General features: G+C 73.2%; 24 protein-coding genes. 6 read left to right on the forward strand and 18 right to left on the reverse strand.

Going from position 1 to position 21,244, the window contains the following annotated elements; all coding sequences use genetic code 11:
- Positions 1 to 9 precede the first annotated feature (9 nt).
- Both C2L58_RS42100 and C2L58_RS49560 read right to left on the reverse strand, forming a co-directional pair.
- Positions 10 to 543, reverse strand: a complete 534-nt coding sequence (locus C2L58_RS42100) for a MauE/DoxX family redox-associated membrane protein (RefSeq protein ID WP_103343199.1) — start codon at positions 541 to 543, stop codon at positions 10 to 12.
- A gap of 67 nt (positions 544 to 610) precedes the next feature.
- Positions 611 to 748, reverse strand: a complete 138-nt coding sequence (locus C2L58_RS49560) for a hypothetical protein (protein WP_155258927.1) — start codon at positions 746 to 748, stop codon at positions 611 to 613.
- 140 nt (positions 749 to 888) lie between these two features.
- On the opposite strand from C2L58_RS49560, the gene C2L58_RS42105 reads away from it, so the two are divergent.
- On the forward strand, positions 889 to 1,737 hold the full coding sequence (locus C2L58_RS42105; RefSeq protein ID WP_103343200.1) for an SCO6745 family protein: 849 nt from the start codon (positions 889 to 891) through the stop codon (positions 1,735 to 1,737).
- Between the two features lie 38 nt (positions 1,738 to 1,775).
- On the opposite strand, the gene C2L58_RS42110 is transcribed toward C2L58_RS42105, so the two are convergent.
- From C2L58_RS42110 to C2L58_RS42120, 3 genes are all read right to left on the reverse strand, one after another.
- Positions 1,776 to 2,147: a MerR family transcriptional regulator gene (locus tag C2L58_RS42110; protein ID WP_103343201.1), complete on the reverse strand. Its 372-nt coding sequence runs from the start codon at positions 2,145 to 2,147 to the stop codon at positions 1,776 to 1,778.
- A gap of 50 nt (positions 2,148 to 2,197) precedes the next feature.
- On the reverse strand, positions 2,198 to 3,778 hold the full coding sequence (locus C2L58_RS42115; RefSeq protein WP_103343202.1) for a long-chain-fatty-acid--CoA ligase: 1,581 nt from the start codon (positions 3,776 to 3,778) through the stop codon (positions 2,198 to 2,200).
- Positions 3,779 to 3,856: 78 nt separating this feature from the next.
- Entirely contained in the window at positions 3,857 to 4,306 is a 450-nt protein-coding gene (locus tag C2L58_RS42120; RefSeq protein WP_103343203.1) for a hypothetical protein, read from the reverse strand.
- A 65-nt stretch (positions 4,307 to 4,371) separates the two neighbouring features.
- Here C2L58_RS42120 and C2L58_RS42125 point away from each other — a divergent pair, with 65 nt between their 5' ends.
- Positions 4,372 to 5,145: a maleylpyruvate isomerase family mycothiol-dependent enzyme gene (locus C2L58_RS42125; protein ID WP_103343204.1), complete on the forward strand. Its 774-nt coding sequence runs from the start codon at positions 4,372 to 4,374 to the stop codon at positions 5,143 to 5,145.
- 2 nt (positions 5,146 to 5,147) lie between these two features.
- Here C2L58_RS42125 and C2L58_RS42130 read toward each other — a convergent pair whose 3' ends face one another.
- Both C2L58_RS42130 and C2L58_RS42135 read right to left on the reverse strand, forming a co-directional pair.
- The gene (locus C2L58_RS42130; protein ID WP_103343205.1) at positions 5,148 to 5,825 is read right to left on the reverse strand and encodes an alpha/beta fold hydrolase; all 678 of its coding nucleotides are present in this window, start codon (positions 5,823 to 5,825) and stop codon (positions 5,148 to 5,150) included.
- Between the two features lie 48 nt (positions 5,826 to 5,873).
- Positions 5,874 to 7,082, reverse strand: a complete 1,209-nt coding sequence (locus C2L58_RS42135; RefSeq protein ID WP_103343206.1) for an MFS transporter — start codon at positions 7,080 to 7,082, stop codon at positions 5,874 to 5,876.
- Positions 7,083 to 7,166: 84 nt separating this feature from the next.
- On the opposite strand from C2L58_RS42135, the gene C2L58_RS42140 reads away from it, so the two are divergent.
- Positions 7,167 to 8,063, forward strand: coding sequence for a LysR family transcriptional regulator (locus C2L58_RS42140; protein WP_103343207.1), 897 nt, complete (start codon positions 7,167 to 7,169; stop codon positions 8,061 to 8,063).
- A 3-nt stretch (positions 8,064 to 8,066) separates the two neighbouring features.
- Here C2L58_RS42140 and C2L58_RS42145 read toward each other — a convergent pair whose 3' ends face one another.
- On the reverse strand, positions 8,067 to 8,435 hold the full coding sequence (locus C2L58_RS42145; protein WP_103343208.1) for a hypothetical protein: 369 nt from the start codon (positions 8,433 to 8,435) through the stop codon (positions 8,067 to 8,069).
- Positions 8,436 to 8,454: 19 nt separating this feature from the next.
- The gene (locus C2L58_RS42150; protein WP_103343209.1) at positions 8,455 to 9,123 is read right to left on the reverse strand and encodes a TetR/AcrR family transcriptional regulator; all 669 of its coding nucleotides are present in this window, start codon (positions 9,121 to 9,123) and stop codon (positions 8,455 to 8,457) included.
- Between the two features lie 127 nt (positions 9,124 to 9,250).
- Between C2L58_RS42150 and C2L58_RS42155 the strand changes: the two genes are divergently transcribed.
- Entirely contained in the window at positions 9,251 to 10,159 is a 909-nt protein-coding gene (locus C2L58_RS42155; protein WP_103343210.1) for an SDR family NAD(P)-dependent oxidoreductase, read from the forward strand.
- A gap of 32 nt (positions 10,160 to 10,191) precedes the next feature.
- Here the strand turns inward: C2L58_RS42155 and C2L58_RS42160 are convergent, their stop codons facing one another.
- Genes C2L58_RS42160 through C2L58_RS42175 form a run of 4 tightly spaced genes read right to left on the reverse strand, consistent with a single transcriptional unit; the run spans position 10,192 to position 14,416 of the window.
- Complete coding sequence (locus C2L58_RS42160) at positions 10,192 to 11,367, reverse strand: mandelate racemase/muconate lactonizing enzyme family protein (RefSeq protein WP_103343211.1); 1,176 nt, start codon at positions 11,365 to 11,367, stop codon at positions 10,192 to 10,194.
- 1 nt (position 11,368) lies between these two features.
- Positions 11,369 to 12,196: a carbohydrate ABC transporter permease gene (locus C2L58_RS42165; protein ID WP_103343212.1), complete on the reverse strand. Its 828-nt coding sequence runs from the start codon at positions 12,194 to 12,196 to the stop codon at positions 11,369 to 11,371.
- Positions 12,196 to 13,143, reverse strand: a complete 948-nt coding sequence (locus C2L58_RS42170) for a carbohydrate ABC transporter permease (RefSeq protein WP_233226232.1) — start codon at positions 13,141 to 13,143, stop codon at positions 12,196 to 12,198. The genes C2L58_RS42165 and C2L58_RS42170 overlap by 1 nt, the downstream gene beginning before the upstream one ends.
- A 4-nt stretch (positions 13,144 to 13,147) precedes the next feature.
- Positions 13,148 to 14,416 (reverse strand): ABC transporter substrate-binding protein, encoded by a 1,269-nt coding sequence (locus C2L58_RS42175; RefSeq protein ID WP_103343213.1) that lies wholly within the window; start codon positions 14,414 to 14,416, stop codon positions 13,148 to 13,150.
- Between the two features lie 151 nt (positions 14,417 to 14,567).
- Here C2L58_RS42175 and C2L58_RS42180 point away from each other — a divergent pair, with 151 nt between their 5' ends.
- On the forward strand, positions 14,568 to 15,326 hold the full coding sequence (locus C2L58_RS42180) for a FadR/GntR family transcriptional regulator (protein WP_103343214.1): 759 nt from the start codon (positions 14,568 to 14,570) through the stop codon (positions 15,324 to 15,326).
- Between the two features lie 29 nt (positions 15,327 to 15,355).
- Entirely contained in the window at positions 15,356 to 15,709 is a 354-nt protein-coding gene (locus C2L58_RS42185) for an L-rhamnose mutarotase (RefSeq protein WP_103343215.1), read from the forward strand.
- 81 nt (positions 15,710 to 15,790) lie between these two features.
- Here C2L58_RS42185 and C2L58_RS42190 read toward each other — a convergent pair whose 3' ends face one another.
- From C2L58_RS42190 to C2L58_RS42210, 5 genes are read right to left on the reverse strand one after another with little or no spacing between them, the layout of a single operon-like run.
- Positions 15,791 to 16,987 (reverse strand): glycosyltransferase, encoded by a 1,197-nt coding sequence (locus C2L58_RS42190; RefSeq protein WP_103343216.1) that lies wholly within the window; start codon positions 16,985 to 16,987, stop codon positions 15,791 to 15,793.
- Positions 16,984 to 18,447 (reverse strand): serine hydrolase domain-containing protein, encoded by a 1,464-nt coding sequence (locus C2L58_RS42195; RefSeq protein ID WP_199191686.1) that lies wholly within the window; start codon positions 18,445 to 18,447, stop codon positions 16,984 to 16,986. Before C2L58_RS42195 ends, C2L58_RS42190 begins: the two co-directional genes overlap by 4 nt.
- Before the next feature lie 2 nt (positions 18,448 to 18,449).
- Entirely contained in the window at positions 18,450 to 19,130 is a 681-nt protein-coding gene (locus C2L58_RS42200; RefSeq protein ID WP_103343218.1) for a hypothetical protein, read from the reverse strand.
- On the reverse strand, positions 19,127 to 20,335 hold the full coding sequence (locus C2L58_RS42205) for a cytochrome P450 family protein (protein ID WP_103343219.1): 1,209 nt from the start codon (positions 20,333 to 20,335) through the stop codon (positions 19,127 to 19,129). Before C2L58_RS42205 ends, C2L58_RS42200 begins: the two co-directional genes overlap by 4 nt.
- 28 nt (positions 20,336 to 20,363) lie before the next feature.
- Positions 20,364 to 21,236: a TauD/TfdA dioxygenase family protein gene (locus C2L58_RS42210; protein WP_103343220.1), complete on the reverse strand. Its 873-nt coding sequence runs from the start codon at positions 21,234 to 21,236 to the stop codon at positions 20,364 to 20,366.
- Positions 21,237 to 21,244: the final 8 nt, after the last annotated feature.

Raw genomic sequence — 21,244 nt, forward strand, 5'->3', positions numbered from 1 at the left:
TACCTCTTTTCAGCGGTTGGCGGTGCCGGCCCGGCCGACCAGGCCGGCCAGGCTGTCCCAGTTGATCGCGACGAGGGCGGCGAACGCGCCGACGAGCGCGGCGGCCGCGCCGGTGTCGAGGCCGAGACCGGGTCCCGGCGGCACGGCGAGGGCCGCGGCGGCCGACCCGGCGAGAAGTGCGTTGCGGACGAGGTGGGCACGGCCGAGAACCGCGCCGGAGCGGCCGAAGCAGCGGCAGGTGACGCGGCGGCCCAGCCGCATCGAACGGGCGATGGCGGCGCAGAACACGAGCATCACCGCCGTCGCCAGCCCGAGCCCGAGCCGGGAGGTGGGGGAGAACCCGACGAGCACGGCGACGGCCAGCTCGGCGACAGCCGTCCCGGCGGCGATCGGCAGCCAGCCCACCGGCGACCGGCCGAGCGGCGCCAGCGAATCCGCGAACTCCGCCAGCCGCGCCCGCCCGGCGAGCTTGCCGACGGCCGCGACCGCGAACACCACCCCGATCAGGACCCGGGCGGCGAGCACGAACTGGGCGCCGATCATCGTGAACCCCCTTCGGAACGCCTTTCCCGCCGCAAGGGGCGCGGCGGGAAAGGCGTCGGTGCCGCGGTTACTTGCAGTTGCCGTAGCAGTCGTAGTGCAGGGTCTTGCAGACCTGGCCGTGCTCGGGGATGCACGCGCCGGCCTTGACCTCGCGCAGGAACAGCCCCAGCAGCCGGTCACCCAGGGTGTTGATCATGCGAGCCATGATCACTCCTCTCAGTAGCGGGAATCGACCGGGAGATCGTGGCTCAGCCGCGCTATCCGTTCGCTATCGAGGAAACGGCCGACCGGAGAGGCCACAGTTCGCCGGGCCGCGTCATACCGACCGGATGGTATGTTGACGGCGTGATCGAAGTGGCGCGCCGGACGTGGCGAATTCTCGAGCCGTACCACGGAATGATCTACTTCGCCCCGGAAGCCGCGGCCGCTTATGCGGAGCTCGGCGTCACCGGTCGCGCCGGCTATTTCGCGTCACGGTCGGCGGCGCTCGGCGCGGTCCCGGCACCGGTCGTGGTCGCGACCTTCTACAACTTCAACCCGGCCCTCGTCCGGGAGTCGATCGCCGCCGCCTGGTCCACCACCGACCCGGCCGCCGTCCTGGCCGCGCGGCACGCGGCGGCCGACCGGGCGTTGCGCGGCATCCTGGGTGACGCGATCACTTCGCCGGAGATGCGCAAGGCTGCGGCCCTGCTGCGCGAGGCCGCCGAGACGGTCGCCGACGACGTCACCGGCCGCCCGCTCTTCGCCGCCCACGCGGCGCTGCCGTGGCCGACCGAACCCCACCTGGTCCTGTGGCACGCCCAGACCCTGCTCCGGGAGTACCGCGGCGACGCACACGTCGCCGCTTTGCTGACGGCCGGGTTGAGCGGCATCGAAGCCCTCGTCACCCACGCGGCTTCGGGTGCGGTCCCCGCCGAGACCCTGCGCACCTCCCGGTCGTGGTCCGAAGAGGACTGGAACCGGGCGGTCGCCGGCCTCCGGGAGCGCGACTGGCTCACCGGCGACCCTGAGCTGACGTTCACGCCCGCGGGTGCGGCCCGCCGGGCCGAGCTCGAGAAGGCGACCGACGAGAACAGCGTGACCCCCTACGCCCGGCTCGGCGAGGCCGCGTGCGTCGAGTTGCAGGAGCTGGGTCGGCCGTTCAGCCGGGCGCTGGCGGGGAAGCTGATGCCGTGGGTGCTCAACCGGTCGTAGCGGGGTGATCGGGGTCGTCTGCTCGGCGGGGCCGAGGCCTAGTTCGGTGCCGCGAGAGTTGCGCGGTGGGCGCGGTTGACGGCGATGAGCTGGTCGAGCGAGTCGCGCGTGCGGATCAGCTCGGCGATGTGGTCGGTGAGCCGGTCGCGTTCCTGGACCATCCGGCGCTCGGCCGCCTCGGAGGTCTCCTCGCCGGGGGAGTCGATGCAGGGGAACAGGTCGGCGATCGTGCTGCTGGACAGGCCGGCGGCGAACATGCGCTGGATGAACCCGACCCGCTCGACCTCGTCGGCGGTGTAGTGCCGTTGCCCGCTCGCGCTGCGGGTGCTGGTGAGCAGCCCTTGCTGCTCGTAGTAGCGCAGGGACCGGACACTCACGCCGGTCCGGGCCGCCAGTTCGCCGATCCGCACGGACGCCTCCTCGTGTGACCCGTGCCCGAGGTCTTCCTCTGACACTGATGTCAGAGTTTAGCGCGGGCCGCCGGGGTCAGGCGGGTGTAGGTGATCTCCTTGCCCGTCCGTTCCCAGATCACGTCGGCGCCGTCGAGGCCCTCGGCGGACAGCTGCCGCTTGACGACCTTGAACGTCGAGGTCCGCGGGAGCTGCCGGACCGTGCGGACGTACCGGGGCACCTGTTTGGGGCCGAGGTCGGCCTGGCCGGCCAGGAAGCGGCCGAAGCCGGCCGGCTCCAGGGGCGTGCCGTCGGTGACGATGGCGGCCATCACCTGGTCGCCGGTCACCGGGTCGGGCACCGCGTAGACGGCGGCGTCGGTGATCGCGGGGTGCCGCAGCAGGATGCGCTCGATCGGGGCCGTGCCGAGGTTTTCCCCGTCGACGCGCAGCCAGTCGCCGAGCCTGCCGGCGAAGTAGCAGAAGCCGGCCGCGTCGGCGTAGGCGAGGTCGCCGGTGTGGAAGCGGCCGTCGCGCAGCCGCTCGGCGTCGGCTTGCGCGTCGCGGTAGTACCCGGCGAACCAGCCGGCGCCCTCGGTGTTGACCAGTTCGCCGACGGCCTCCGCCGCGTTGACCAGGTGGCCGTCGGCGTCGAACTCGGCCGGCGGGCAGCGGCGGCCGGTGTCCGGGTGCAGGATCGCCACGTCGCCGGCCGGCCGGCCCAATGAGCCCGGCGGGGTGTCGTCGGTGCGGGCGAAGCCCACGCCGCCCTCGGTGGAGCCGAACGCGTCGATGACCTTGCAGCCGAAGCGCTTCTCGAACGCGGCGAGGTCGGCGCTCGCCCCTTCGTTCCCGTAGACGAGGCGCAGGGGGTTGTCGGCGTCGTCCGGCCGCGGCGGCGTGGCGACCACATAGGACAGTGGCTTGCCGACGTAGTTGGCGTAGGTCGCCCCGAACTTCCGCACGTCGGGCAGGAAACCGGAGGCGGAGAACCGGCGGCGCAGGGCGATGGCCGCGCCGGCCGCGAGCCCGACGGCCCAGCCGGCCATGATGGCGTTCGAGTGGAACAGCGGCATCGTGACGTAGACCGTGTCCGATGTGGACAGCCGGAAGCGCTCGGCGAGCATCGCGCCGGGGAACGCGATCTTGCCGTGGGTGCAGCGCACCGCCTTCGGGTCGCCGCTGGTGCCGGAGGTGAAGATCAGCATCAGCAGATCGGCCGCGGCCGCGGGGACGGGCTCGGCCGGTTCGTTCGGCGGCGCCCAGGATTCCAGGTCGCGCACGCCGATCCCGCCGAGGTCCAGTCCGGCCAGCAGGGGCCGGTACTTCCGCTCGGCGAGCACGAACTGGCAGTCGGCGAGCCGGATGTCGCGCGCGAGGGCTTCCCCGCGCCGGGTCGGGTTGAGCCCGACCAGCACCGCTCCGGCGAACGCGCAGGCGCCCAGGAGAAGGGAGAACGCCGGTACGTTGTCGGCCAGGACGCCGACGTGGGGCGGTTCGTCCCGGCGCAACGCTTCGCGCAGGCCGGCCGCCCAGCGCGCGGAGGTCCGGACGTGCTCGGCCCAGGAACAGGTTTCGTCCTCGAACCGCAGTCCCGGACGCTCGTCGCCCGCGCGGGCCAGCAGTAGTTCGGTCACCGTCGGGACGCTCATCCGCGCACCTCCAGGCGGGCAGAAGTGAAACAGGTTCTACTTCTACCACGGCGGCGGCCGCGGGGTCCACCGCGCCGATCAGCGCCGATCAGCGGCGCCGGTGGCCAGGATGACGAGGAACTGGCCGCCGCCCGGCTGGACGTCGGCGGTGACCGGCAGCCCCGGTACCAGCCGGGAGAACCGGTCCACCAGCCAGTCCGCCGCTTCCCGGGCGTCCTGCTCGGTCGGGCAGCGGGCCACCATCTCCCGGCCGCCCTTGCGCTCCAGCCGCCCGGCCACGGTGATCAGCGGCGCGGGTTCGGCCACGTGCAGGCGGTCCGGCCAGGCGATGACCACCTTGACCGCACCCTTGCGGGTGTTGCACCCGCGGTGCGCGAGCCGCTCGGCGACCTTGGCCTTCCGGTCGGCGGTCCGGCTGTCGACGCTGGGCCCGCGCGGGTCGTTCACCGACATGCCGGGGTCGACCGGCTCGTCGCACACCCAGCAGCGCCAGCCGTCGCGCTCGGCCACGTCATCGAGGAGGCTCACCGGGGAAACCTAGCAAGCACGGTGATCTCCGGAACACCTGCGTCCCTCCGGGAGTTGACGGTGGCATGACCCCACTCGTGGACCGCACGATCACCGCTCTCCGTTCCGAGCACGACACGCTCGCCGCCCTCGTCCGCGGCCTCACCGACGACCAGCTGGCCGCACCCAGCGGTGCCGAGGAGTGGACCGTCGCCCAGGCCCTGTCCCACCTCGGCAGCGGCGCCGAGATCGGCCGCGCACCCCTCGCGCGGGCCGCCGGCGAGACCGTGGCCGCCGAAGACAACCAGACGATCTGGGCCCGCTGGGACGTGTCCACGCCGCGGGCGCAGGCCGAAGGCTTCCTGGAGCACAACAGCCGCTGGCTCGAAACGGCCGAGGCGTTCACGCCCGAGCAGCGTTCGTCGCTGACCGTCGACCTCGGCTTCCTGCCGGAGCCGGTGCCGCTGGTGACCGCGCTGGGCATGCGGCTGAGCGAGGTGGCCAACCACTCGTGGGACGTGCGCGTCGCCTTCGACGCCGAGGCCGGGGTCGACGCGGACTCGGCCGCGGTGCTGGTCGACCTCCTGACCGGGCCCATCGGGTTCATGCTGGGCTTCCTCGCGAAGCCGGCCGAGCTCGCGAACCCGGTGTCCCTCGCGGTTCCCGGCGCCGGCCTGGTGATCGACGACGCGGTCACCGTGGTGGACCACCTCGAGGCGCCGTCCGCGACCTTCGCCGGGCCGCCGGAGGCGTTCATCCGGCTGCTCAGCGGCCGCCTCAAGACTCCGTACGACAAGGGTGTCACCGTCGAAGGCGGCGTGACGCTCGACGAGCTGCGCCGGGTGTTCCCCGGCTTCTGAGTTCACCGGTAGCTCTCGAGGAGGTCGGCCAGTGCGGCGGGGCGGCTGAGCGCGACGCAGTGACCGGCGGTGATCTCGTCCGGGACGATGCCGAGCCGCTCGGCCGCCAGCCGGCGGAAGAAGTCCGGCGGGAAGCAGCGGTCCTCGCGGCACAGCACGAACCGGGTGGGCACCGCCGGCCACGCGTCCAGCGGCCACGGCTCCCGCATCGCGGTGGGGGACGGGTGGGCCCGCTCCCGGCCCAGCGCTTCGTCCGCGAGGGCCTGCGGGACGTCGTGGTAGAAGCTGACGTGCGGGTCGGCGTGGCCGGTGCGGCCACCGTCGCGCGCCGCCTGGGCCCGCACCGCCTCGCCGCACCCGGTGTTCCGGCCCCAGTCGTCGGGCGACTCGCCGGGCGCGGGGATCATCCCGGCCACCAGGACCAGCAGGCCGGCCGCGAGCCGGTCGGCGACCAGCGGTGCGGTGAACCCGCCGAACGAGTGGCCGACGACGACCAGGTCCGTCCGGTCGCCGACGGCTTCGACCACCGCGTCGGCGTAGTCGGTGAGCGTGGCCGACGCGTCGTCGGCGGGCAGGTCCGGAGCCACCACCTCGTGGCCCCGGGCCCGCAGCTCCGCGCCGACGAGGTGCCAGGCCCAGCCGGCGTCGCCGCCACCGTGGATCAAGACGTACGTGCTCATGGGATGGCCTTTCCGTGGTGGTCGTGCGGGTGGTGGTCGTCAGGGGTTTCAGGCGTGTGCGGTGGTCCGGCGCCGCAGGGCCGGTCCGAGCGCCCGCTGGGCGGCGAACAGGGCGATCCCGCCGACCGCGCAGGCCGCCCCGAGGACGACCGGCCCGGCCGGCTGGAGCAGCGCGGTTCCGGCCAGCGGGCCGAGCACCGCGCCGACGCTCCAGGTCGTCGAAGCCAGGCCGAGGTACCCGCCGCGCAGCTCGGCCGGGGCGAGGCCGGCGAAGGTGTCGCCGAACCGGACGGCGATCCCGATCTGCCCGAGCGTCCAGATCAGGACCGAGCCGGCGAAGGCGGCGGTGCCCGTGCTCACGGCACCGAGCCCGGCGCCCAGGCCGACCAGGAGCATCGAGGCGGCCGACACCGCGGCGCCGTTGCGGCCGGCGAGCCACCGGACCGCCGGCGGCTGGAGCGCGACGACGGCGATCCCGTTCAGGGCCAGGACTCCGCCGTAGGCCGCCGGGCCGAGACCGCCGGCCGCCATCAGCAGCGGCAACGTCGTGAACGTCTGCAGGAACAGCGTGAAGTAGCCGGTGTGCAGCGCCAGCATCGCGAGCATCAACCGGTCGCGCAGCACGACGGGCAGCAGCGGCCGCCGCGTCCGCACCGATCCCGCCGGCCGGGTTTCCGGCACCCGGCGCCAGACGATCAGCGCCGCGGCCAGCGAGGCCAGCACGTTGATCCAGAACAGCAGCCCGTAGCCGTACTTGGCGAGGAACCCCGCGGCGATCGTGGCGACCGAGAAGCCGAGGTTGGCCGCCCAGTAGAGCACGCCGAACGCGCGGATCCGCTGGGACGCCGGCAGATCGGCCACCGCGGCCGACCCGGCCGGGCGGAACAGCTCGATCGTCAGCCCGACGCCCACGGCGGCCGCCCAGATGCCGGGCAGCGAGTCCGCCGAGCCGAGCGCGGTGAGCGCCGCGGCGGCCCCGATGAAGCCGGCCAGCATCGTGTTGCGCCGGCCGATCCGGTCGCCCAGCCATCCGCCGAGCAGCTGGGAGCCGATGTCGCCCAGCCCGACCGCCGCGACCACCGAGCCCGCCGTCGCGGGGGAGAGGTGCTGCGCCTGCGTCAGGTACAGCACCAGGAACGCCCGCACCACACCGCCGGCCCGGCCGACGAAGTGCGTGGCCGCCAGGGCCCGGACGAGCTCGGGGAGGCGGGGCCGGGCCGCCGTGGTCGCCGGATCGATCGTGCCCGTGGTCGTCATGGGAACCACGCTAGGTCCGCGAACACATCACGAAAAGCGATGAATTCCGATCGAATTGATCGCCATCGGCTATGTTAAGCCGCTATGGCCGACTTCCAGCTGCGCCACCTGCGGACCATGGCCGCCATCGCCGAGGAAGGCACGTTCGGGCAGGCGGCGGCCCGGCTCGGCTACACGCAATCCTCGGTGAGCCAGCAGATCGCCGCGCTGGAGAAGGCCGTCGGCGGCCCGGTCTTCGACCGCCCCGGCGGGCCGAAGCCGGTCCGGATCACCCGGCTCGGCGAGGTGGTCCTGGTCCACGGCCGCGAGCTGCTGGCGAAGGCGGCGACGCTCACCGACGCCGTCGGCCGGTTCCGGGCCGGCCACGGCCGCATCGACATCGGCACCTTCCAGAGCGTGTCGAACCTGATCCTGCCCGCCGTCATCCGCCGGTTGCTGGACGAGCACCCCGGCTGCGACATCAGGCTGTCCGACGTGCCGCCGGAGGACCCGCGGATCGGCGAGCTGGACCTGCTGTTCCACGACGGCCCGGTCGACGGCGACGTCGAGCACGTCAAGCTGTTCGACGAGCCGTACCTGCTGGTGACGGGCGCCGGTGCGGTGCCCGGGGGTGGCCCGGTGCGGGTGAAGCTGCTCGACGAGGTCCCGATGGTCGCCTGGCCGCGCACCCACCACCAGCGGTGGCTGGAGCGGACGTTCGCCCGCGCCGGCGCGCAGCCGCGGTTCGTGTTCCGCACGACGGGCCACGAAACCATCCTGTCGATGGTGCGGGCGGGCATCGGCTGGGCGGTGCTGCCGTGGCTTGCCCTGCACGGCCAGGACGCCTGGGCCGACGAGCAGCTCGCCATCCACCCGCTGAAGCCGTCGCCGACCCGCGAGCTGTCCCTGCACTGGCCGGCCGGGCGCACCGAATCCCCGCTCGCGGTCCGGGCGCGGGAGATCGCCGTGGAGGTCGCGCGCGACCTCGCCGAGCGGATGTGACCGTCAGAAGTGGATCAGGGCGCGGGCCGAGGCGGCCGCGTCGGTGAGCTTCGTGCCGGTGCCGGTAACGAAGTAGAGGCCGGCCGGGGCGGTGCACTGGAGCGTCACGCTGAAGCCGCCCAGCACGGCGCTGCTGCCGTTGTAGAAGCTGCGCTTCGAGGCGGCGATGGCGGGGTCCTGCACCAGTGCGGTGGCTTCGGTGGCGGCGTCGGTCAAGGTGGTGCCGAGACCCGCCACCACCCGGAAGGAGCTGCCGACGCAGGTCAGGGTCTGCTCGTAGCCGCCGAGGACGGCCCGGTTGGTGTAGGCGGAGCAGGAATCGGCGGCGTCCGCGACGGCGGGGGCGGCGACGGCCGAACTGGTCCGGACCACCCGCGACCGTGCGGGGAATTCAGCCGTTGCGGGCCATGGCACCGGTGATCAGCAGGGCCAGCCCGTGTTCCAAGGCCGGCGCCAGGTCCAGCCGGAGCGCGGTCAGCGCCGGGTCCGCTTCGTACGCCGCCAGGGCGCTGGGCGACGGGCGGCAGTGGGTCCACAGGCCGCCGGCCAGGATCATGGCCAGCAAGCACACCGGCGCGGCTTCGGCACCGACCTCGGGTACGGCACCGCGGAGGAGTTCGGCCATCGCGTCCAGCCCGCCGAGGGCGGACCGCTTGAACCGCACCACGACGTCGGTGGACACGTTGTGCTCCAGGACGCCCGCCTGCGCGCCGATGAGGTCGCACAGCACCGTGCGGCGGGCCAGCGAGCGGGAGACCACCGCCGCGAAGGCCTCGGCCCGCTCCCGTGCCGGAAGGCCGGCGGCGACGCCCTCGGCCACCTCGTCGGAGACCTCGGCCAGCCAGTCCCGCAGCGCGCGGTCGAGCAGTTCGAGCAGCACGGCCTCGCGGGATTCGAAGTAGCGCAGGACGTTCGACTTCGCCAGGCCGACCCGGCGGCTGAGCTCGTTGAGGCTCACCTCGGCCACCGGCATCTCGTCGAGCATCTTCAGCGCCGTGTCGAGGATGGTGCGGCGCCGCTCCTCTCGCTGCTCCGCGCTGCGCGCCCGCTGGAACGTCATGAGACCAGCGTAACGCGCGAGCCGCGAGATTGGAGACCGGCAGTCTCTTGACAATAGACCGACGGTTCCTTAGCGTCGGAGTCATAACAGACCGACGGTCCGAAAGGGCCGCGACGGAAGGACCGCCATGAGCGACAACTGGACCGAGCACGAGGTCCCCAGCCAGCGCGGCCGCGTGGCCGTGATCACCGGCGCCAACACCGGCCTCGGGTTCGACACGGCGAAGGTGCTGGCCGAGCGCGGCGCGACGGTGGTGCTCGCCGTCCGCGACGTCGAAAAGGGCAAGCAGGCGGCCGCGCAGCTCGGCGCGGCGGCCGACGTCACGGTGCAGGAGCTGGACCTGTCGTCGCTGGAGTCGGTCCGGGCCGCCGCGGCCGACCTGCACGCCACGCTGCCGAAGATCGACCTGCTGATCAACAACGCCGGCGTCATGTACCCGCCGCGCCAGACCACCCGGGACGGCTTCGAGCTGCAGTTCGGCACGAACCACCTCGGGCACTTCGCGTTGACCGGCCTGCTGCTCGACTTGCTGCTCCCGGTCGAGGGCTCCCGGGTGGTGACGGTCGCCAGCATCGCCCACCGCCTCCGCGCCGCGATCCACTTCGACGACCTGCAGTGGGAGAACTCCTACGACCGCGTCGCGGCCTACGGGCAGGCCAAGCTGGCCAACCTGATGTTCGCCTACGAGCTGCAGCGCCGTCTGGCCCCGCACGGCACGACGGCATCGATCGCCGCGCACCCCGGCGTGGCCCGCACGGAACTGATGCGCAACTCGCCGTCGGTGCTGCGCGCGCTCTTCCCGGTGGTGGCCCCGCTGTTCACCCAGAGCTCGGAGCGCGGCGCCCTCCCGACCCTCCGCGCGGCGACCGACCCGGCCGCCCTCGGCGGCCAGTACTACGGCCCGGCCGGCCCGGGCGGCTACCGCGGGCGTCCGCAGGTGGTCGCGTCCAGCCCCCAGTCCTATGACGCGGCGATCCAGCGGCGGCTTTGGGCCGTTTCGGAGGAGCTGACGGCGGTCAAGTTCCCCGTCGGCTGAGCCGGAAGGCGGCCCCGCGTCGCCGAGCGGGCTCAGGCCTCCACGGCCGGGCGGTCACCGTTGCCGGACGCCGGGAACAGGTAGTGACCGGCGCGGTCCGGGCGGATGTGCGTCCCGTCGGACGCCGGGTCCGGGAGCCGGTGGCCGGCGGCCGCGATGGCTGCTTCGTCGAGGCGGATGCCCAGGCCCGGGGAGTCGCTCAAGATGAACGCGCCGTCGCCGATTTCGTGAGCCAGGGACACGCCGAGCGGGGGGCGGAGGTCCTGCAGCTCGGTGACCAGGTGGTTGGGCACCGCGGTCGCGGCGTGCGCCAGCCCGACCGGGGTCGTGCCGATCGGGCTGACCGGCAGGTCGTGGGCGTGGGCGAGGGCGGCGACCCGCAGGAAGTGGGTGACGCCCCAGCCGGCGGCCGTCTGGACGATGTCGACCGCGCCGGCCGTGATCAGCGGCCGGTGCTGCTCCAGCCCGGTGAGGTTCTCCCCGGTGGCCACCGAGGCGCGGACGCCGCGGCCGACGGCCGCGTGGCCGTCCACGTCCCAGCGCCGCACGGGTTCCTCGATCCAGGTCAGGTCGAGGGTCCGTTCGAGCTCGCCGATGTGCCGCACCGCCTGCTTGCGCGTCCAGTTTTCGTTGACGTCCAGCATCAGGCCCGGGCGGTCACCGCCGCCGGCCTCGACGAGGACGTCGCGGACGAGGCCGAGGCGGCGGCGGTCGCGGTCGATGTCCAGGCCGCCCTTGAGCTTCGCCGCGCGCAGCCCGTGGGCGGCGTAGGTCCGGTACAGCTCGGCCAGCTCGTCGTCGTCCAGGGCGATGTCGAGACCCGAGGCGTAGGCGGGCACACGGCGGTCCCGCCCGCCGAGCAGCCGCCAGAGCGGTTCGCCCGCCAGCTGCGCCTTGATGTCCCACAACGCCGTGTCGAAGGCGCCGATGGTGCCGAACACCGCGCCGGCGTGCCCGGCCTTGAACATCCGCCGCAGCATCCGGTCGTAGAGCGCGGTCACGCCACGCGGGTCCTCGCCCTCGAGCGCGGCGAAGACGGTCTCCGCCAGCACGTGCGAGCCGAGCCCGACGCCGGTGACGCCTTCGTCGGTCTCGACGACGACGATCGGCATCCGGACGACTCCGTCGGCGTGGACGCCGTTGGCGTCACCGATCGGGCGGCCCCACTCCTGCACGGTCGTGAGGGCCCGGAAACCAGTGATGCGCATTTCATCCCTTCGTGGACCCGGCGGTGACCCCGTCGGCGATCTGGCGTTGCAGGAACAGGTAGACGAGCAGCACCGGCACCGCGGCGATCAGCACGCCCGAGGCGAACGTGGGGATGTCGGCCGAATACTGCCCGCGCAGCGCGGTCACCCCGACCATGAGGGTCCGGTGCTCCACCGACGGCATCAGCAGCAGCGAGATCAGCACGTCGTTCCAGCAGAACAGCGCGTTGAGCACCCCGACCGACAGCAGCGCCGGGGCACCCAGGGGGAGCATGATCCGCCAGTAGACGCCGTAGACGGTCGACCCGTCGACGCGGGCGGCGTCGACGATCTCCGCCGGCACGGCCGAGTAGAAGCTGGTCATCAGGAAGACCGTGAACGGCAGGAACTGCGCCACGTAGGCGAGCACCAGCCCCGGGTAGGTGTCGATGAGCCCGGTGCCGGCCATCAGCCGCGCGAGCGGGACCATGATCACCTGGAACGGCACGAACAGCGCGGCGAGGATGCCCAGGTAGACCGCGGACGACCCGCGGAAGCGCAGGCGGCCGAGCGCGAAGCCCGCCATCGACCCGAGCAGCAGCAGCACCGCGACCGAGCACGCCACGACGACGACCGAGTTGAGGAAGTACCGGGACATCCCCACGCTCGTCCACGCCCGGGTGATGTTGTCCCAGCGGAGGGCGCCGGCGGGCGCGAACCGGTCGAGGGTGTATTCGCGGCGGTCCTTCATCGCGACGTTCGCGGTGAACACCAGGGGGTAGATCGTCGCCAGGGCGAGCGCGGCCATGGGGATGGCGGCGAGCCACTTCGTGAGCCGGGAACCCCGCATCAGTCCTCCCTCCCGGCGCGCCGCAGGATGCCGATCTGGGCCAGCCCGACCACGAGCATGATCAGGAACAGCACCGTGGACGCCGCCGAGGCCAGTGCCGGCTGGTTCAGGTGCCCCTGCTGGAACCAGACGTAGAACTCGGGCAGGTAGGTCGACCCGGCCGGGCCGCCGTTGGTCATCACGTACAGCAGGCCGAACATCGAGGTCAGCATCCCGATCATGGTGGTGACGAAGACGAACTGGATGGTGCGGGACAGGCCGGGGACGATCACGTGCCGGATGGTCTGCGGCAGCGACGCACCGTCCACCTTGGCCGCGTCCAGCAACGAGGAGTCCAAAGTGGAGAAGCCGGCGAGGAAGACGACCAGCGCCATGCCGAACGTCGCCCAGACGTGCACCCCGACGACGGCGAAGATCGCCACGCTGGGATTTCCGAGCCAGTCCACCGGGCCGAGGCCGACGAGGCCCAGCAAGGCGTTGACCGGCCCGTCGAAGGCCAGCAGCAGGTTGAAGATCGCCCCGACGATCACCGGGGACAGCACGGCCGGGAAGAAGTAGACGCCGCGGTAGATCCGGTGCCCGGGCACCTTCAGGTGGATGAAGGTGGCGAGCAGGCCGGGGATGGCGACGGCGACCGGGAGCAGCAGCACGAGCAGCCCGACGTTGCGCACGGCGGTGTGGAACAGCGGGTCGTCGAACAGCGTCGCGTAGTTGTCGAAGCCGACGGCCGTGCCGTTGCGGGCGCCGTCCCCGGTGAAGGAGAAGTTGACGCCCAGCAGCAGCGGCCACAGCCGCAGCAGGAGGACGATCAGCACGGCCGGGGCGACGAGGACGAGCGGCGCGAAGCGCTCGAGCCGCGTTCCGCGCGGGGCGCGCCGGGCCGGCGCGGGCCGCCCGGCGGGCCGGGCCGGGGCCCGGTCCACCGGGGCGGGGGAGTACCCGGTCACGTGGTCAGCCCTTGTCCGACGCGGCCAGCTGCTGCAGCACCTCGTCGACGCCGATCGACCCGCTCAGCAGCTGCTGCGAGAGCCGGCCCATCAGGTCGAGCGTCTTCGAGGAGAGCGCGACGTGCAGCGCGGGCTTGCCGGTCTTGACCTCCGAGACGATCGTCGCCACGGCCGGGCCGCCCGCCGAGACGTCGATCGACGTGTCCGCGGCGATCGCGCCGCTGTCGGCGTAGAAGGACTTCAAGGCGTCGGTCGAGCTCAGCGACCGGACCAGGTCCGCGGCCAGCTTGGGATCCTTCGTGGTCTTCGCGACCGCGTAGCCGATGCCGCCGTCGTAGGGGAGGCTCGGGGTGGCGGCCGGGTTGACCACCGGCGTGGTCATCACGCCGACCTTGTCCGCCCCCAGGAACTCGGCGAAGTCCTTCCAGTGCCCGACGTCGGACATCAGCCCGATGACGTTCGCGGCCTTGCCGGACTGGAAGAGCGCGAACGCGTCGTTGAACATCGCGGTGGAGTTCGGGCCGTCGGTGTTCAGCCCGGTGTCGTTGACCTGCTTCCAGAGCTCGAAGACCCGCTTGACGTCCGGTGAGGTCCAGTCGCGCTTGCCCGCGATCCAGTCGGTGGCCTCCTGCGGCGTCAGGGTCGCCGAACCCACGGCCGACAGGAAGAACTGGATCCCGGCGCCTTCCTTGTTGCCCAGCGCCAGGCACTTCGCGCCGGTCTTCGCGGCGATGGTGCCGCAGTCGCGGACGAACTCGTCCCAGGTCCGGGGCGGCGCCTGCGGGTTCAGCCCCGCCTTTTCGTAGAGCGACTTGTCGTAGTAGAAGGGGTGTCCCTGCAAGGTGACCGGCTCGGCGTAGACCTTCCCGTCCTTGGTGAAGGCGTCCCAGCCGCTGAGGCGCGAGCGGTCGTCGGCGACGTAGGAGTCCAGCGGCGCGAGGTCGCCGACCCGGTCGCGGATCTGGCCGCCGCCGTTGAAGAGCATGACGTCCGGCCCGCTCTTGGCCTGGATCGCCGCGCCCAGCAGCGTGTAGTACTGGTCGTAGGGCTGGGCCACGAACTCGACGGTGACGCCGGGGTGCTGCTTGGCGAACTCGGCCTTGGCCTTCGCCACGTAACTCGCGGCTTTCGCGTCGCCGGACTTCCAGTCCCAGACCACGAGCTTGCCGCTCGCGTCGCCGGTGGGGGCGGCCGGGCCGGCGGCGCTTCCACAGCCCGCGGTCAACGCCAACGCCGCGACGAGGGCGGCCGAGAATAGTGTGCGCTGCTTCATCGCTGCTCACTTCTCCAGACGGTGGCCGGACGGGGAGTGGCCCGGCGCAGTGCCGGAAAACGTAACTCGTATGACGTATGACGTCAACGCCTGGGCTGTGTAAGCTTCACGTGCGTTCGGCGGAGGTCGGCGCAGTGCGACCGGAGGAACGATGACGGCATCAGACCGGCCACCCGCTGTCCCCGACTGGGTGCGCCGACCCGCGAACCTGGCGAGTGCGGTCACCGCCGAACTCGTGGGACGCGTGGTGCGCGGGGTCCACCCGCCCGGGACGTCGCTGCCGGCCGAACCGGTGCTGTGCGAGAGCTTTGCGGTGAGCCGGACGGTGGTCCGCGAGGCGGTGAAGCTGCTGCAGGCGAAAGGTCTGGTCCAGGTCCGCCAAGGCGCGGGCACGGTGGTGAACCCGGCGTCGATGTGGAACATGCTCGACGAGCTCGTCCTGGCCGCGGTGATCGCCGAGGACGAGACCTCCGCCGTCCTCGACGACCTGGTGGTGACGCGCCGGCTGCTCGAAGCGGACATGGCGCTGGTCGCCGCCCGGACCGCCGGCCCGGAGGTCGTCGCCCGGCTGGGGGAGCTGGTGGACCTCATGGACGAGCTCGTCGACGACCCCGCCGCCTACCGCGAACAGGACCTCGCGTTCCACGACACGATCATGCAGGTCTCGGGCAACCGCCTCGCCCGGGGCGTGGTGCGCGCGCTGGAGAGCCAGGTCGTCAACACCGCCCGCTACGTGGGCCCGAGCGAGCGCGCCCTGTGCGTGGCCTCGAACCAGGGGCACCGCCGGGTCTACGAACGGATCGCGGCCGGGGACGGCGACGGCGCCGCGAAGGCGATGTTCGACCACATCACCGAAGCCTGGCTCGCCCGCCGTCCCGGATCCGGCGACCCCGGCCGCCTGGAACGTTGACCCCTGTCCCCGTTTTCCGAAGGAGTTCCATGGCCCAGCGTTACGGCATGTTGATCCGCCTGCGCCCGGAGAAGCGCGAGGAGTACCTGCGGCTGCACGCCGAGGTCTGGCCCGGCGTCGAGCGGATGCTGCGGGAGGCCAACATCCGCAACTTCACCATCTTCCGGCACGACGATCTGCTCTTCGGGTACTACGAATACGTCGGCGAAGACCACGACGCCGATCAGGCGCGCATCGCCGCGGACCCCGAAACGCAGCGCTGGTGGAAGTTGACCGACCCCTGTCAGGAATCGCTCTCCGAGCGCGAAGGGGGCGCTTGGTGGACGCCCATGGCGGAGGTCTGGCACCTCTCCCCGGCCCCCGCCGGCGAAGGTGGCGGTTGAGCAGCCTGCCGCGGCTGGTCGTGAGTGGTAAGGCGGGTTAGAACCCGCCTTACCACTCACGACAACGTGCGCCGGCCGCGCTTACCGGAGCTGGTCGAGCAGCAGGCGGGCGGCCGTAGTGGCGCCGTCGGTGCGGATCCCGGCGCCCAGCGCCTTCGCCCGCGCCCGGGTTTCGGGGGCCAGCGCCGTGTCGAACGCCGCGGTCAGTGCCTCGAACGTCGCCGTCGGGCCGTCGAGGGCCGCGCCGACCCCGCTCGCGGCCACCCGGCCGGCCCAGTACGGGTTGTCCGCCACGCGGATGGGGACCGCCACCTGCGGGACGCCGGCCCGGGCGGCCGTCTGCGTCGTGCCCGCGCCGCCGTGGTGGACCACCGCGGCCAGCCTGCCGAACAGGCGCTGGTGGTTGACGTCGCCGATGGCGAAGCAGCCCTCCACGGCCAGGTCGGCCCAGCCGCGCGAAACCAGCACCCGGTGCCCCCGCGCGCGGCTCGCCTCGACCGACCACCGCGCGATGTTCGGTGCCGCGCCGATGCTGCCGAAGCCGACGTAGACCGGCGGCGGGCCGGCGTCCAGGAACGCCGTCAGCTCGGCCGGCAGCGGACGGTCGTCCACCTGGGTCCACGCACCGGTCTGGACCACTTCGAGACCCGCGGTTTCCGGCCACGGCCCCAGCGCCGGGTCCGCCGCCAGCCACGGCCGACGGGAGTAGACGTGGTCGCGCACGTTGTCCACCGGCGGCAGGCCGAGGGCGGCCCGGTGCGCGTTGAGCGGTTCGCGGAACTGCGCGTTCACCCGCTGGGCGTCCAGCTCCCACAGCTCCGCGTGGTCCGCGCCGGCCGGCTCCGGCCAGCCGGGCCGCGGCGGCGGCGCGTGGTGCGGCGACGGCAGGTTGACCGCCGCATAGGTCGCGTAGACGTAGCGGAGGCCCGCGGCCTCGGCCACGGACCGCGCGGCGACCTGCGCCAGACCGGCCGCCACCAGTGCGTCGCAGCCGCCGGCCGCCGCGGGGAGAACGGCGAACTGCGTTTCGAGCAGTTCGGTCCGGTACCGGGTCAGTTCCGCCGAGGTCGGGGGAGCCGTCGCGTTCATCAACGCCCGCACCGGCGGCCCGACCGGTACCGACTCGATCCCGAGACCGGCCAGCCGGTCCGTGAACTCCTCGTCCGGCGGGGTGCACATCCGCACGTCCGCGCCGAGCGCCCGGAGCTCGACCGCGAGGGCGACCAGCGGTTCGACGTCGCCGCGCGTGCCGTAGGTGGAGAGCAGGACCCGCGTCACCGCGATGCCCCGGCGTAGAAGCCGACCGGCATGGTGACGTCGGCGCCCGACGCCCCGCACTCCAGCATCCACAGCGCCGCGGCCGGGCCCAGCTCCCGGCCCAGGGCCCCGAGCGCGGCCGGGTCCGGCGCCACCGCGCGCGCCTGTTCCAGGCCGCGTCCGAACGCGGCCGGGTCCCAGCCGCCGGTGTCGCCGTCGCCGAGGGAGCGCGCGCCGGCGGTCAGCGTCGTGACCGGCAGCGGGCCGGGCACGCCGAGCAGGCCGTGGGTGCGTTCGCCCACCAGGACGCCCATCCAGTGCGAGCTTTCCGGCGTGGGCCGGGGACCGGTCCACCGGGGCCGCCCGTCCATGTCGGGGAGCTTCGCCGGCGAGCCGGACACCGCCCAGCGGCCCGCCCACTCCACGGCCAGCCCGGGCGCGCTGCGGCTCGCGGGGTTGTGGAACCTGGCCATGTCCCACCGGTTGCCGACCGCGACCGCGGCCAGGTCGCGGTGCGGCCAGACCCGTGCTTCCCACCAGAAACCCCACGGGAACGCCGCGGTGTGCCCCCACCACCAGTCCTCGCCCAGCGCCGGATCGGCGAGTTCGAGGGTCAGGCCGGAAAACGAGCGGACGCCGTGCGGGCTCGGGCGCTCGGCCCGCGGAGCCACCATGGCCGCGAGCGAGTCCGGCCCGACCAGCCCGCGCTCGCCCCGGGCGGTGCGCAGCAGGGATTGCAGCAGCCGCGCGAAATCCGCGGCGCTGGTGTGCATGCCGACGCCCGGGTAGGCCGCGGTGCGCAGGGGCGGGCTCGGCAGGCACCAGTCGCCGAAGGCGGCGTAACCGGTGGCGCCACCGGCGTTCCCCGTGCCGTCGTCGATGCTCGTGTCCCGCATCCCGGCCGCGGCGAACACGTCCCGCTCGACGCGGGCCCGGTACGGCTCGGCGGCCAGGTGCTCCACCACGCCGCCGAGCACGCCGACGCCGAAGCTGGAGTACGAATAGGACCCCGGCGCCATCACCAGCGGCAGCACCCCGCCGTACTCGACGGCGCGGCCGGTCTCGTGCCGCCGCCGGACGTAGTCGAGGATCGGCTCGGCCGGCGCCGTGGGCGCGACCGCGGTGACGATGTCGCTGGAGTAGCCGCCCTGGTGGGCGGCCAGCATGGCGGTGGTGGCGGGGGCCGCGCCGGGACCGCGCAGTCCGGCGGGCAGCACCTGGTCGACCGGGGTTTCCAGCCCGGCCATCCCCGCCTCGACGAGCTGCAGGAAGGCCAGGCCGGTCACGGGCTTGGTGAGCGAGCCCGCCGGCGCGACCGTCCCGGCGGTCATCGGCGTGCGCACGGCCAGGTCCGCGAACCCGGTCGCGGCCGTCCGCAGGTCGTCGCTCGTCGCCACGGCGACGGCGACCCCGGGTGTGCCGGTGACCGCGGCCAGCCGCGGCAGGACGGTGTCCAGCGCCGCCACCACGTCGTCGAGCATGCTCACCCCTCGGTGGTGTTGTAGTTGACGATCCGCGCCACCATCAGGGCGCGTGCCCCGGCCAGCGGGCTGGCCGCGTCCCGCCGCGCCACGTCCGGCAGCCGGTGGGCCTGCTCCTCGATGACCGCCACCATGCCCCAGAGCGCGTTGAATCCCGCGGGGTCGGCCGGCTTTTCCGCGGCGGCTTCGACGGTCACGACACCGGCGTCGCGGGTCACCGCCAGGGCGCCCATCTGCCGCAGCACGCCGGGATCCCGCTCCTCGGCGGCCACCACGCTCCAGCCCGTCACGTCCGCCTGCCGCAGCGCGGAGAGCAGGCTGTCGACGCCGCTGACGACGATGTCGGGCAGGACGAGCGCCACCGGTCCCCGCGTCAGCGGCAGGGCGCACCGGATCGCGCCGTCGAGCCCCGGCTCGCCCACGTCGTCCTGGTAGACGAAGACCAGCTGGAAGGTCCCGGCGTAGCGCGCCAGGTACTTCACCGTGTCCAGCTTGTGCGGGCCGAACACGACGACCACGCGCACGCTGAGCCCGCTCTTCACCAGTTCCACCACGGCTTCCAGGCTGCGGTCCAGCACGGTGGTCCCGGGCGCGAGGCAGTGCAGTTCTTTCGCGTACGGCGCGCCGAACCGCGTCCCGAACCCGGCGCACGGCAGGATGACCGAAACATCGGGGGCGTTCACCGCAGCCGCACCGCCAACGCGACCCGGTGCCGGGCGCGCGGCAGCGGCACCCACGCCGCCTCACCGACCGGCTCGACCTCCGGGAAGCGCTCGAACAAGCTCCGCAGCGCGACCTCCGCCTCCAGCTTCGCCAGCGCGACGCCGAGGCAGAAGTGCGGCCCCCAGCCGAATCCCACGCTGCCCTCCCGGCCGCCGTGCTCGGCCTGCCGGCGGATGTCCGCCCGGTCCGGGTGGGCGAACTGCCGCGGGTCGCGGTTGGCCGCGCCGAGCACCGCCTGCACCGCGTCCCCCGCCTTGATCCGCACGCCACCGACCTCCAGGTCGGTGGCCGCGTACCGCAAGCGGGCCAGCTGCACCGGGCCGTCCGTGCGGACCAGCTCGCGCACCGCCGCGGGCCACAGCTCGGGCTCGCGGCGCAGCAGCTCCCGCTGCGCCGGGTCGCGCATCAGCGCCAGCGCCGCGTTGGCCAGCATGTTCGCCATCGTCTCGTGGCCGGCCAGCACCAGGAACACGACCAGGGCCACCGCGTCGACGTCGGTCAGGTCGTCCTGGGCGACGACCTCGCTGAGCAGGTCGTCCCGCGGGTCCGCCCGGCGGCGGTCCACGAGGGCGTGGCAGTAGGCGAACATCTCGCCCAGCGTCGGCGTGATCCGCGCCGGGTCGCCGTCGACGAGGACCTTGCCCCAGCGGTACCAGTCCGCCCAGTCGGCTTCGGGCACCCCGACCAGCTCGCACACCACCGCCATGGCCAGCGGGTAGGCGTACTCGTCGAGCAGGTCCGCCGTGCCGTCCAGGCCGTCGAGCAGCTCGTCGACGATCTGCTGCACCCGCGGCCGCAGCGTGGCGACCCGCGTCGCGCCGAACGCGTGGCTGATGCTGCGCCGCAGCCGCGTGTGCTCGGCGCCGTCGAGGCTCAGCAGGCTCGCCCGCAGGTAGGGCAGGTGCTCCCGCGGCGTGCCCAGCGCGAGGAACGCCTCCTCCTGCGTCTGCGCACCCTGGCCCGGCAGGCCGGCCGGGTCGTTGCGCACGGCCGGATCCGCCAGCACGGCGCGCACTTCGGCGCTGCCGGTGACCAGCCAGCCCTCCCCGCCGTTCGGCAGCCGGGCGCGGCAGACCGGCGACGCGGCGAGGATGCGGTCGTAGCCGCGCATCGGGTCGTCGAGGACGGCCGGATCGCGGACGTCCACCACGGGTTCGGACGACATGGGACAGAGCTCCTCGGGGAAGACGGGGTCAGCCTTTGAGCGGGCCGCCGTTGATCGCGACGCGGTGACCGAAGCGGGTGTGCGGGTAGTAGTCGTACGTCGCGTGGTGCTGGACGCAGCGGTTGTCCCAGAACACCAGCGTGTTCGGCTCCCAGCGGACGCGGCAGGCGAGCATCGGCCGGTTCGGCACGACCGAGAACAGCAGGTCGAGCACGGCCTGGCTCTCGTCGGCCGACAGCTGCGGGATGCGCGAGGTGTAGGCCGGGTTGACGAACAGCAGGGGCCGGTCGGTCTCGGGGTGCCGCACCACCACCGGGTGCTCGCTCACCGGCGGCTCGTACCCGTCGGGGATCTTGTGGCCGCGGAAGGCGTGCGCGCCGTCGTGGATCGCGGTCAGCCCGGCCAGCAGCTCCTTCAGCTTCGGCGACAGCATGTCGTAGGCGAGGTGCATGTTCGCGAAGAGCGTGTCGCCGCCGCTGCCCGGCTCGGGCACCCGCGTGATGTGGAGCATCGAGCCCAGTGACGGCTCGGCGTCGGCGGTGCCGTCGGCGTGCCAGCCGTTGCCGAAGACGTTGGCCGACTCCGGCGCGGTCGCGACCTCGAGGATGTACGGGTCGCCGTGCTCGGGCGGCGGGTTCACCGGGCGCAGCTCGCCGAAGCTCGCGGCCAGGCGCTTGTGGTCGGCCACCGAGATGTCCTGGTCGCGGAACACCAGCACGTGGTGGTCCAGGAAGGCCGTCTTCAGCTCGGTGAGCTGTTCTTCCGTCAGTTCCCGCGTCAGGTCGAGGCCGGTGACCTCGGCGCCGAGCACCGGGGTCAGGCCCCGCACCGCCAGGGTCCGGTAGCCGCGCGCCGGCCGCGTCGTGATCCGCTTGACGGCCTCGAGTTCGTACTGCTCCATGGTTTCCT

Origin of the sequence: Amycolatopsis sp. CA-126428, assembly GCF_002904335.1 — a bacterium.
Lineage (GTDB): Bacteria > Actinomycetota > Actinomycetes > Mycobacteriales > Pseudonocardiaceae > Amycolatopsis.